The organism is Kitasatospora sp. NPDC058444, assembly GCF_042721415.1.
Lineage (GTDB): Bacteria > Actinomycetota > Actinomycetes > Streptomycetales > Streptomycetaceae > Kitasatospora.
In genome coordinates, this window is sequence record NZ_JBHXLL010000032.1 from 89,077 (window position 1) to 100,608 (window position 11,532).

Annotated in this window: 8 protein-coding genes, 5 tRNA genes and 1 pseudogene; 4 read left to right on the plus strand and 10 right to left on the minus strand. The window is 71.6% G+C overall.

Annotated features, from left to right (window positions below; translation table 11 throughout):
• Positions 1 to 107: 107 nt before the first annotated feature.
• The 10 genes from leuD to ACFWP2_RS28220 all read right to left on the minus strand — a co-directional run bounded on the left by leuD (position 108) and on the right by ACFWP2_RS28220 (position 5,930).
• Complete coding sequence (gene leuD / locus ACFWP2_RS28175; protein ID WP_380456459.1) at positions 108 to 704, minus strand: 3-isopropylmalate dehydratase small subunit; 597 nt, start codon at positions 702 to 704, stop codon at positions 108 to 110.
• Between the two features lie 3 nt (positions 705 to 707).
• Positions 708 to 2,132, minus strand: coding sequence for a 3-isopropylmalate dehydratase large subunit (leuC, locus tag ACFWP2_RS28180; protein ID WP_380456461.1), 1,425 nt, complete (start codon positions 2,130 to 2,132; stop codon positions 708 to 710).
• A 326-nt stretch (positions 2,133 to 2,458) separates the two neighbouring features.
• A tRNA-Gln gene (locus ACFWP2_RS28185) sits at positions 2,459 to 2,533 on the minus strand.
• A gap of 49 nt (positions 2,534 to 2,582) precedes the next feature.
• Positions 2,583 to 2,655, minus strand: a tRNA-Glu gene (locus tag ACFWP2_RS28190).
• A gap of 26 nt (positions 2,656 to 2,681) precedes the next feature.
• Positions 2,682 to 2,754, minus strand: a tRNA-Glu gene (locus ACFWP2_RS28195).
• Positions 2,755 to 2,781: 27 nt separating this feature from the next.
• Positions 2,782 to 2,854 (minus strand) — tRNA-Glu (locus tag ACFWP2_RS28200).
• Between the two features lie 37 nt (positions 2,855 to 2,891).
• A tRNA-Gln gene (locus ACFWP2_RS28205) sits at positions 2,892 to 2,963 on the minus strand.
• A gap of 238 nt (positions 2,964 to 3,201) precedes the next feature.
• Positions 3,202 to 4,632, minus strand: a complete 1,431-nt coding sequence (gene gltX / locus ACFWP2_RS28210) for a glutamate--tRNA ligase (protein ID WP_380456481.1) — start codon at positions 4,630 to 4,632, stop codon at positions 3,202 to 3,204.
• A 61-nt stretch (positions 4,633 to 4,693) separates the two neighbouring features.
• Positions 4,694 to 5,494: a fumarylacetoacetate hydrolase family protein gene (locus ACFWP2_RS28215; protein ID WP_360349037.1), complete on the minus strand. Its 801-nt coding sequence runs from the start codon at positions 5,492 to 5,494 to the stop codon at positions 4,694 to 4,696.
• A 217-nt stretch (positions 5,495 to 5,711) separates the two neighbouring features.
• Positions 5,712 to 5,930, minus strand: a complete 219-nt coding sequence (locus tag ACFWP2_RS28220; RefSeq protein WP_380456464.1) for a hypothetical protein — start codon at positions 5,928 to 5,930, stop codon at positions 5,712 to 5,714.
• A gap of 638 nt (positions 5,931 to 6,568) precedes the next feature.
• Between ACFWP2_RS28220 and ACFWP2_RS28225 the strand changes: the two genes are divergently transcribed.
• From ACFWP2_RS28225 to ACFWP2_RS28240, 4 genes and pseudogenes are all read left to right on the plus strand, one after another.
• On the plus strand, positions 6,569 to 10,399 hold the full coding sequence (locus tag ACFWP2_RS28225; RefSeq protein ID WP_380456466.1) for a nitrate- and nitrite sensing domain-containing protein: 3,831 nt from the start codon (positions 6,569 to 6,571) through the stop codon (positions 10,397 to 10,399).
• Positions 10,400 to 10,409: 10 nt separating this feature from the next.
• Positions 10,410 to 10,823: a roadblock/LC7 domain-containing protein gene (locus tag ACFWP2_RS28230; RefSeq protein WP_380456483.1), complete on the plus strand. Its 414-nt coding sequence runs from the start codon at positions 10,410 to 10,412 to the stop codon at positions 10,821 to 10,823.
• A gap of 166 nt (positions 10,824 to 10,989) precedes the next feature.
• On the plus strand, positions 10,990 to 11,415 hold the full coding sequence (locus ACFWP2_RS28235) for a DUF742 domain-containing protein (RefSeq protein ID WP_380456468.1): 426 nt from the start codon (positions 10,990 to 10,992) through the stop codon (positions 11,413 to 11,415).
• Positions 11,396 to 11,532: pseudogene (locus tag ACFWP2_RS28240) on the plus strand (ATP-binding protein); the annotation flags it as partial. The gene ACFWP2_RS28235 and the pseudogene ACFWP2_RS28240, both read left to right, overlap by 20 nt.

The following is an 11,532-nucleotide window of genomic DNA, read 5'->3' on the forward strand; positions in this document are numbered from 1 at the left end:
GCGGGCCGCGGCGCTAACTCGTGCTCCGGAACGACGGATGGCCCGGCCCCCCCGAGGGGGGCGCGGGCCATGCGGCGGATCGCCAGAATGCTTGTTCTGAGGGGAACTCAGGCGACCGGCAGAGTACGGGGCTTGAAGGCCGGACGGGTCGCTTCGAAGGCCGCGATGTCGGCCTCGTTCGTCAGCGTGATGCTGATGTCGTCCAGGCCGTTGAGCAGCCGCCACCGGACGTTGTCGTCCAGTTCGAAGGCCGCGGTGACGCCCTCGGCACGCACTTCGCGCGCCTCCAGGTCGACGGTGATCTCGGCCGAAGGGTCACTCTCCGTGAGCACCCAGAGCCGTTCCACGGTCTCCTGCGGCAGGACGACCGTCAGCAGGCCGTTCTTCAGGGAGTTGCCCCGGAAGATGTCGGCGAAGCGCGACGAGATGACCGCGTGGAAGCCGTAGTTCTGGAGCGCCCAGACGGCGTGCTCCCGGGAGGAGCCGGTGCCGAACTCGGGGCCGGCCACCAGGACCGTGGCGCCCTGCCGCTCGGGCCGGTTGAGGACGAAGGCCTCGTCCTTGCGCCAGGCTTCGAACAGGCCGCCCTCGAAGCCGGACCGGGTGACCTTCTTGAGCCAGTGGGCCGGGATGATCTGGTCGGTGTCCACGTTGCTGCGGCGCAGCGGGACGGCCCGGCCGGTGTGGGTGGTGAACTTCTCCATGGCTCAGGCCTCCACGGCAGCGACGTCGGCGGACAGGTCGGAGGGGGCGGCGAGGCGGCCCAGGACGGCGGTCGCGGCGGCGACCTGCGGGGAGACCAGGTGGGTGCGGCCGCCCTTGCCCTGCCGGCCCTCGAAGTTGCGGTTCGAGGTGGAGGCGCAGCGCTCCCCCGGGGCGAGCTGGTCGGGGTTCATGCCCAGGCACATCGAACAGCCCGCGTGGCGCCATTCGGCACCGGCCGCGGTGAACACCTTGTCCAGGCCCTCCTCGACGGCCTGGAGGGCGACCCGGACGGACCCCGGGACCACCAGCATCCGGACGCCGTCGGCGATCCGGCGGCCCTCCACGACGGCCGCGGCGGCCCGCAGGTCCTCGATCCGGCCGTTGGTGCAGGAGCCGACGAAGACGGCGTCGACCTTCACCTCGCGCAGCGGGGTGCCGGCCTCCAGGCCCATGTACGCCAGGGCGTTCTCGGCGGCCAGGCGCTCCTGCGGGTCGGCGAAGGAGGCCGGGTCCGGCACGTCGGAGCCCAGCGGGGCGCCCTGGCCGGGGTTGGTGCCCCAGGTGACGAACGGGGTCAGCTCGCTCGCGTCGATGAAGATCTCGTGGTCGAAGACCGCGTCCTCGTCGGTGCCGAGGGTCCTCCAGTACGCGACGGCGGCGTCCCAGTCCTCGCCCTGCGGGGCGTGCGGGCGGCCCTGCAGGTACGCGAAGGTGGTCTCGTCCGGGGCGATCATGCCCGCCCGGGCACCGGCCTCGATCGACATGTTGCAGATGGTCATCCGGGCCTCCATGGACAGGCTCCGGATCGCCGAACCGCGGTACTCCAGGACGTATCCCTGGCCGCCGCCGGTGCCGATCTTCGCGATGACGGCCAGGATCAGGTCCTTGGCGGTGACGCCCTCGGGCAGTTCGCCCTCGACGGTGACCGCCATCGTCCGGAACGGCGCCAGCGGCAGGGTCTGGGTGGCCAGCACGTGCTCGACCTGGCTGGTGCCGATGCCGAACGCCAGGGCGCCGAACGCGCCGTGGGTCGAGGTGTGGGAGTCGCCGCAGACCACGGTCATGCCGGGCTGGGTCAGACCGAGCTGCGGGCCGACGACGTGCACGACGCCCTGCTCGACGTCGCCGAGCGAGTGGATCCGGACGCCGAACTCGGCGGCGTTCCTGCGCAGGGTCTCCAGCTGCACCTTGGAGACCGGGTCGGCGATCGGCTTGTCGATGTCCAGGGTGGGGGTGTTGTGGTCCTCGGTGGCGATCGTCAGGTCGGTGCGGCGGACGGTGCGGCCGGCCAGCCGCAGCCCGTCGAAGGCCTGCGGGCTGGTGACCTCGTGGAGCAGGTGCAGGTCGATGAAGAGGAGGTCGGGTTCGCCCTCCGCTCGCCGCACGACGTGGTCGTCCCAGACCTTCTCTGCGAGTGTCCGTCCCATCGGATTCCCTCCAGCCGGCCGCGTTGCCGGCCTTCTCGTGTCGTCGAGGTCAAACGGTGTGCGCCGCCCTGAGACTCCCGGGCCGCTCCCGTCCAGGGTGGCGCTTTTCGCCGGAGATTGAACTGGTGTCTCACGGACTGAGACCGCAGTCTTATCGCCTGGACAGGGCCTGGGCGGCGTCCGGGCGGCGCGCGGACGGCGCGTGGACGGCGTTCCGCAGGGCCCCGCGGAACGCGGAAGGGCCCCGCTCGCGACGGAGCGGGGCCCTTCGGGGCATTTCCGGGGAAAGCAAAAAGACCCCGGGGAACCGGGGTCTTTCCAATTTCTGGCTGGGGTACCAGGACTCGAACCTAGACTAAATGAACCAGAATCACTCGTGCTGCCAATTACACCATACCCCAACACAAAGCAAGGGCCGATGGGCGAGCCCACCGGCTTCCTGCTCTGAAGTACCCCCGACCGGATTCGAACCGGCGCTACTGCCGTGAGAGGGCAGCGTGCTAGGCCGCTACACAACGGGGGCTTCCTGGCGATCCCTTGCGGGATCAGTACCCCCGACCGGATTCGAACCGGCGCTACTGCCGTGAGAGGGCAGCGTGCTAGGCCGCTACACAACGGGGGCTTTCCAGGTGATCCCTTGCGGGATCAGTACCCCCGACCGGATTCGAACCGGCGCTACTGCCGTGAGAGGGCAGCGTGCTAGGCCGCTACACAACGGGGGCTTGATCTTCTTTTGTGTTGCCGTACTTGCGTACTGCGCTGGGGTACCAGGACTCGAACCTAGACTAAATGAACCAGAATCACTCGTGCTGCCAATTACACCATACCCCACCAGAGTTGAACCCTCGCGGGCCCTTCTCAGGCGTTGCGCCTCTCGGTCGGTCCCTTCCGAGGGGCTTTCGTTCCCTCGTCCGTTCCCTCCCGGGCGGCGCAGAAAGAACATTACCCGACGTCGGCCCTGGGTCCAAAATCGATAACCCCAGGCAGCGGCCGGGCGGCCTGCGGACGACCTCCGGGTACGCCGCGGGCCCGGCACGAAGCCGGGCCCGCGGCCTGCTCGGCGACCCGCTCAGGCGGCCGGCAGGGCGTCCTGGGCGGCCCGCAGCCGGCGCAGCGTCTCCGGGCGTCCCAGCAGCTCCATGGACTCGAACAGCGGCGGGGAGACCCGGCGGCCCGTGACGGCCACCCGCAGCGGCGTGAAGGCGAACTTGGGCTTGATGCCCAGCCCGTCCACCAGCGCCTCGCGCAGCGCCGCCTGGATCGGCTCCGGGGTGAAGTCCGCGAGCTCCTCCAGCGCCTTGATGCTGGCCTCCAGCACCGGGCGGGCGTCCGCGGTGAGCACCTTGGCGGCGTCGTCCGGGTCGAGGGCGAACTTCTCCGGCGCCACGAACAGGAAGCCGGCCATGTTCACGATCTCGCTCAGCACGACCATCCGCTCCTGGGTGAGCGGCGCCACCTTGGCGAGCAGGTCCAGCTGCTCGGCGGTGGGCTCGGCCGGCAGCAGCTCGGCGCCCTGGAGGAAGGGCACCAGGCGGCTGACGAAGTCCTCCGGGGCCAGCCGGCGGACGTGCTCGGCGTTGATCGCCTCGCACTTCTTCAGGTCGAAGCGGGCCGGGTTGGCGTTCACCTTGGTGACGTCGAAGGCGGCGACCATCTCGTCCATGTCGAACAGGTCGCGGTCCTCGGCCAGCGACCAGCCCAGCAGGGACAGGTAGTTGAGCAGGCCCTCGCGGATGAAGCCGCGCTCGCGGTACATGTTGAGCGAGGACTGCGGGTCGCGCTTGGAGAGCTTCTTGTTGCCCTCGCCCATCACGTACGGCAGGTGGCCGAAGCGCGGGGTGGTGCCGTTGCCGACGCCGATCTCGGCGAGCGCGGCGTACAGCGCGACCTGCCGCGGGGTGGAGGACAGCAGGTCCTCCCCGCGCAGCACGTGGGTGATGCCCATCAGGGCGTCGTCCACCGGGTTGACCAGGGTGTACAGCGGGGCGCCGTTGGCCCGGACGATGCCGTAGTCCGGCACGTTCTCGGGCTCGAAGGTGAGGGTGCCGCGGACCAGGTCGTCGAAGCTGATGGTCTTGTCGGGCATCCGGAAGCGCAGGATCGGCTCGCGCTTCTCCAGCTTGTAGACCGCCACCTGCTCGTCGGTCAGCTCGCGGCAGTGGCCGTCGTAGCCGGAGGGCTTGCCGGCCGCGCGGGCGGCCTCGCGGCGGGCGTCCAGCTCCTCGGTGGAGCAGTAGCAGTGGTAGGCGTGGCCGGCCTCGTGCAGGCGGCGGGCGACATCGGCGTAGATGTCCATCCGCTGCGACTGGCGGTACGGCGCGTCCGGGCCGCCGACCTCCGGGCCCTCGTCCCAGTCGAGGCCGAGCCAGCGCATGGCGTCGAGCAGCTGGTTGTACGACTCCTCGGAGTCGCGGGCGGAGTCGGTGTCCTCGATCCGGAAGACCAGCGTGCCGCCGTTGTGGCGGGCGTAGGCCCAGTTGAAGAGGGCCGTGCGGACCATCCCCACGTGGGGGTTGCCGGTCGGGGAGGGACAGAAGCGAACCCGGACGGCCGGGTCAGTGTTAGCCACGCTTGATCACCTTGTTGGTGAGAGTGCCGATGCCTTCGATGGAGACGGCGACCTCGTCGCCGACGTTGAGGGGGCCCACCCCTGCGGGCGTGCCGGTGAGGATGACGTCGCCGGGAAGCAGCGTCATGGCCTCGGAGATGTGGACGATCAGCTCGGCGACCGAGCGGACCATCAGGGAGGTGCGACCGGTCTGGCGGAGTTCGCCGTTGACCGTGCACGTGATCGCGAGGTCGCTCGGGTCGAGGTCGGTCTCGATCCACGGGCCCAGCGGGCAGGCCGTGTCGAAGCCCTTGGCCCGGGCCCACTGGCCCTCGCGCTGCTGGACGTCCCGGGCGGTGACGTCGTTGGCGCAGGTGTAGCCGAGGATCACCTCGGGCACCCGGTCCAACGGCACCTCGCGGCACATCCGGCCGATCACCACGGCGAGTTCGGCCTCGTGGTGGACGTCCGAGGAGAACGGCGGGTAGGCGATGCTCTCGGTCGGGCCGATCACCGAGGTGGACGGCTTGAAGAAGGTGAGCGGGACGTCCGGGACGTCGTTGCCCAGCTCCGCCGCGTGTGCCGCGTAGTTGCGGCCGACCGCCACGATCTTGTTCGGGAGCATCGGGCTGAGCAGCCGGACGTCCTGGAAGCGGTAACTCTCGCCGGTGGGCTGGGGCTGGCCGAACGGGTGGCCGGCCAGCGCGTGGACGACCAGCGAGTCGGGCTGGGAAGGGTCGCCCTCCACCACGCCGAAGGAGACGCTGCCGGCGGCAGGGCTCCCTTCCCGGACGGAAAACCTGGCAATGCGCACGGCTGGGCTACCCCTCGCTTCGTCGGCCGCCCGGGGCGCGCCCGGGCGCTGGTTGGCGCCCCGCCCACAGTGGGCGCGACCCCGTCAATCGGCCTCCAGGCTATCGCGTGGGGCCCCGGCTGACCGCTTTGCCCGGGTTGCGGGCGATCGGGGCGGAAACGCCGAGGGCGCCCTCGTCACGGATGACGAAGGCGCCCTCGAAGGAACGCGGCGGCGGTCAGTCCTGCACGACGACGACCGGGGCGACCATCAGCTGGGTGCGGCGCGGGTTGGCGGTGGCGGCCGGCAGCTCGGTGCCGTAGGTCACGACGTCCTCGGGCTTGCGGGCGCCCGGGATCTTGCTGAAGTCCTCGACCGAGGCCAGCGTCGTCCGGCGCGGGTTCGCCGTGGGGCGGCAGGACAGCGTGGACTTGGTGGCGTTCTTCGCCTGGGACATCGAGAGCACCTCGTGGTCATGGGCCGGGCCGATCGCGGCGGATCGGCGCCGGCCTGATGGATTCCGATTGATTCGGAGGGGTTCTGGGCAGGCTGATCGGGGCCGTGCTCCGGAGACAGCCAGGTTACGAGATCTCATTCCATAGAGACCGTGACCAAAGCTACACATTAGGGTGTGATTTTGCTCACAAATTGCTGAGCAAAGTGCAGATATCCGACATATCGCCGCACCGGGATTTTCCGACATTCCGCCGATAAGGGGCATTCCGGAAGGTCTGTGACTCTTCCCGATCCCGGGGCTGCTTGGCATGTATCCGGCGAGTGTCCGAAAAAGGCGGTATTCCGGTCCCGTTACCGCACAGTCCGTGAGTTGCCGCAAGCGGTCGGTAGCGCCGGACGCCTGGTTCGTGCGGCCCTTGTTGGGATTCCCCGGCTGTGCTGGAATGCGACGGACCGTGGGTAGGGAGTGGTCCACCCCGGTGCCCGCTCTCCCGGACCGGCCGGGGTGCGGATGGAAACTCGACACCGTCCAGGCCGTGGCGACGCGGCGGGACGCCCGGTCCAGAGGTTGCGACGCCAGTGCAGGGACGTTTCAAAAGGGGTAGCGGCGCCGCGGGAAACCCGGAGTCGCGTGAGCCTGTGGCAGCCCCTCAACAGGCGGCGGCCCCCGGCGGCCCGGCCGAGCCGGTGACACCCGAGCCCCCCGGCCGCCCGGAGGAGGACGGCCAGGAGCGGAAGTCCGCCCGGGACAAACTCCGCACCTCCCTGACCCGGCGCCGCGCCACCGGTCTGAGCCGGCTCGCGATGCGCAACTGGCGCATCCGCACCCGCCTGATCGCGCTGCTCGCCCTCCCCGTCCTGGTCTCGCTGGTCCTCGGTGGCCTGCGCATCCAGAGCTCGATGGAGAACTCGCAGCAACTCGCCCAGATGGCCAACCTCTCCGACCTGGCCAAGAAGGCGACCAACCTCGCGGACGCGCTCCAGACCGAGCGCGACATCAGCGCCGGCCCGATCACCCACGACCCGACCGCCCCGCTGGACGACGACATCGTCGCGGCCCGCAAGTCCACCGACGACCTGAGCCGCACCTTCACCGCGTCCTCCGACAAGTTCGAGAACCTCGAACTGTCCGGCGGAAAGGCGCTGTTGCTCCAGATCCGCAAGGACCTGAACTCGATCGCGGACACCCGCAGCCTGCCGTACCAGAACAACCAGAACATCCAGTCGACGATCACCGCCTACGACGTGATCATCCGCGACCTGCTGTCCATCACCCAGGACATCGCGCTCGCGTCGAACAACAAGGACCTGGTCGTCTCCACCCGCGCGCTCCAGCAGTTCTCGCTGGCGAAGAACGCGACCTCGCAGCAGCGGGCCCTGATCAGCGCCGCGCTCGCCAACCCGAAGACCCCCGACCTCAGCCCCAGCGACGAGTCCTTCGGTATCCGTCTGCGCAGCTCGTACGACAACGCGATCGCGAGCTTCAACAACATCTACACCGCGCACGACCTGGACAACCTGCGCAGCCAGCTGAGCTACAACTCGGTGGTCGCCGACGCCGACCGCTACGCCTCCACGATCCTCACCCAGAGCGGCATCCGCCAGACCGAGGCGGTCAGCTACAAGGACTGGTTCGAGAAGGCCAGCGCCAAGATCACCGCCGAGCGACGGATCGAGTCCAAGCTCATCGAGAACCTGGACGGCAAGGCCCAGGACCTCCAGTCCCAGGCCGACGCCGACGCCCTGATCATCGGTGTCGCGGTCGCCCTCGTGCTGCTCGTCGCCCTCGGTGGCGCCGGTCTGATCGCCCGCTCGATGGTGCGCTCGCTGACCCGCCTCCAGGCCGCGGCCGAGGACGTCGCCGAGCGCCGCCTGCCCGAGCTGGTCAAGACCCTCTCCGAGGCCGACCCGCACGACGTCGACACCACGGTCGAGCCGGTCGCCGTCGACTCCACCGACGAGATCGGCCACGTGGCCCACGCGTTCGACATGGTGCACAGCGAGGCCGTCCGCCTCGCCGCCGAGCAGGCCCTCCTGCGCGGCAACATCAACGCGATGTTCACCAACCTCTCGCGCCGCAGCCAGGGCCTCATCCAGCGCCAGCTGTCGCTCATCTCCGAGCTGGAGAGCCGCGAGGCGGACCCCGACCAGCTGGCCAACCTCTTCAAGCTGGACCACCTCGCGACCCGCATGCGCCGCAACGGCGAAAACCTCCTCGTCCTCGCCGGCGAGGACCCGGGCCGCCGCTGGACCCGTCCCGTCCCGCTGGTCGACGTGCTCCGCGCCGCCGCCTCCGAGGTGGAGCAGTACGAGCGCATCGAGCTCGCCGCCGTGCCGTCGGCCGAGGTCGCCGGCCGCGTCGTCAACGACCTCGTCCACCTGCTCGCCGAGCTGCTGGAGAACGCCACCTCGTTCTCCAGCCCGCAGACCCGCGTCCGGGTCACCGGCCACGCGCTGCCGGACGGCCGCGTGCTGGTCGAGATCCACGACACCGGCATCGGCCTGAGCCCCGACGACCTCGCCGAGATCAACGAGCGCCTCGCCAACCCGCCGACGGTGGACGTCTCCGTCTCCCGCCGCATGGGCCTCTTCGTGGTCGGCCGCCTGTCCCTGCGACACGGCATCCGCATCCAGCTGCGTCCCAGCGACTCCGGCGGCACCACCGCGCTGGTCATGCTCCCGGTGGACGTCACCAATTCGGGTGATCGCCGCGGCGCCGGCCGGGCCGGTTCCGGCCAGGCCCCCAAGCAGCAGCGCGGGGTCGCCCCGACGCCGCGCCAGCAGCGCCAGGTGCCGCCCGGCCGCCAGGGCGGTACGGCCGCGCTCGGCCAGGGCCCGGCCACCGGTGCCCCGCAGGGCGGCCGCCCGCAGCTCGGCCAGGGCGGCCCGGCCGCTCCGGCCGCTCCCGCTCCGCAGGCCGGCCCGGGTGCGCCCGGCGGCGGTCTGCCGACCCGCCAGGTCGGCCAGTCGCTGCGCGAGAACCCGGTCACGCCGGGCGGCGCTCAGCAGGGTGGCGCCCAGCCGGGTGGCGCCCAGCAGGGCCAGGGCCGGCAGCCCGCCCAGCCGCAGCAGAAGCAGCAGGCCCCGCAGCAGCAGGCTCCCCAGCAGGCCCAGCAGGGCGGTCTGCCGCAGCGCACCCCGGGCCGCCAGGGCCCGCCGCAGAGCGGCCCCAACGGGCTGCCCCGCCGCGGCGGCCGTCCGCAGCAGCCCGGCCAGCCCCAGGCCGGTCAGCAGCAGCCGGGTCAGCCCCAGCCGGGTCGGCCGCAGGCCGGTCAGCAGCAGCCGGGCCGGCCCGGTCAGGAACGGCCGCGTCCCGGCGGCGAGTTCGACGGCGGTCCGGGTGCCCGGACCGGCGAGCAGCCGCAGCACGGCCGCCCCGGCGGCCCCGGCACTCCGCAGCAGGGCGCCCGTCCGGGCAACCGTCCGCAGGACGGCCTGCCGCAGCGCCGTCCGGCCCCGCAGGGCCCCGGTGCCCCCGGCCGGCCCGCCGGCCAGGGCCCGCGCGGTCCGCAGCGTCCCGGCCCGGACGCGCCGCAGCGCGACCGTCAGCCGCAGCTGCCGCCGCAGGCCCAGCAGCAGCCCCAGCCGCTGCCGTCGGCCGAGCCGGCGCCGGTGGAGAGCACCCAGCAGTTCGCCCGCCCGCGCTTCGAGGCCAGCCAGATCGACCCGCGCGACCCGCTGGGTCTCGGCCTGGTCGAGCCGGTGCTGCCGAACGTGCCGAACCCGCCGCGTCCGGAGCCGGTGCGTCAGGAGCAGGCACCGCAGCAGCAGCCGCAGCAGCCGCAGCCGCTGCCGTACCAGGAGCCGATGGCGCTGCCGACCGGCCCGTCCGAGGCCACCGGTCAGCTGCCCGGCGGCGAGCAGCCGTGGTTCCCGCAGGCCGACGGTCAGCAGCAGGCGCGTCCGCGCACGTACCAGCCGCGCCGCCCGGGCACCTCCGCGCCGGAGTTCCAGCAGCAGGCCCCGGAGCAGCAGAATCCCCGGCAGGCCCCGCAGCAGGCTCCCCAGCCGGCCCCGCAGGCCCAGGCCCCGCAGGCCCAGGCCCCGCAGCCCGCTCCGCAGCAGCAGGCGCCGCAGCAGAGCCAGCAGCAGCCGCAGGGCCAGCAGCAGCCCGGCGACGCGCCGTGGCGTCCGTCCGCGAACGACGAGCGCTGGCGCCGCGCCGAGCAGATCCGCGAGCCCTCGACCAGCGGTGTCACCATGTCGGGCCTCCCCCGGCGGACCCCGCAGGCCAACCTGGTCTCCGGCACGGCCGAGGCCTCGCCGCTGACCGGTCCGCAGGTCTCCCGGGCCCCCGAGGAGGTCCGCGGCCGGCTGACCAACCTGCGCCGCGGCATCCAGCAGGGCCGCCGCGCCGGGGCCGAGCAGGCCGCCAACCAGTCGGGCTTCCAGCATGGTGCCCAGCAGCCCGGATTCGATAGTTTCGGTGGCCGGAACGACGGCAACGGCGCAGATCACCAGGAGCGTTGAGTTGAACCAGATGAGCCAGGCCGCACAGAACCTGAACTGGCTGATCACCAATTTCGTGGACAACACCCCCGGGGTGTCCCACACGGTGGTGGTCTCCGCGGACGGCCTCCTGCTGTGCATGTCCGAGGGTTTCCCGCGCGACCGCGCCGACCAGCTCGCCGCCGTCGCCTCGGGCCTCACCTCGCTGACCAACGGCGCCAGCCGGATCTTCGAGGGCGGCGAGGTCAACCAGACCGTCGTCGAGATGGAGCGGGGCTTCCTGTTCCTGATGGCCGTCAGCGACGGCTCCTCGCTCGCCGTCCTGGCCTCCCCGGACTCCGACATCGGCCTCGTCGGCTACGAGATGGCCCTGCTCGTCGACCGCGCCGGCGCCGTCCTCACCCCCGCACTCCGCGCTGAACTCCAGGGCAGTCTCCTGCACTGACCCGGGGCCCGCGCGGATCCACCCACCCGTCCCACCCGCGCCGCCGGGTCCGACCCGACCGGACCCGGCGCAACCCCCTCAGCTACCCTCAGGCAGCTGATTTCGCCTCAGCTGGCACCGCCCCAGCTGGAACCGGCTGCTCAAGGCTGCAGCACTAGGAGGACCCATGACCCCGCCTTCGACACCCGCCGGCTCGTACGGCAACGGGTACGGCAGCGGCTACGGCGGGCAGCAGTCCGACGGCTACGAGCAGCAGCCGCTGGTCCGCCCGTACGCGATGACCGGCGGCCGGACCCGCCCGCGGTACCAGCTCGCCATCGAGGCCCTGATCTCCACCACCGGCTCGGCCGACCGGGCCAGCGGGCTGCTGCCCGAGCACGCCCGGATCGTCAGCCTCTGCCGCGAGGTCAAGTCCATCGCGGAGATCTCCGCACTGGCCGGCGTGCCGCTCGGTGTCGCCCGCATCCTCGTCGCCGACCTTGCCGAGGCCGGTCTCGTCGCCATCCACCAGCCCGCCGCCGCGGGCGAGTCGGGCGGAACGCCCGATGTCACGCTGCTCGAAAGGGTCCTCAGTGGACTTCGCAAGCTCTAACGGACCGGCCCGCGCCACGACGTCCGCGAAGATCGTCGTCGCGGGCGGCTTCGGTGTCGGCAAGACCACGCTCGTCGGCGCCGTCTCCGAGATCAACCCCCTGCGCACCGAAGCCGT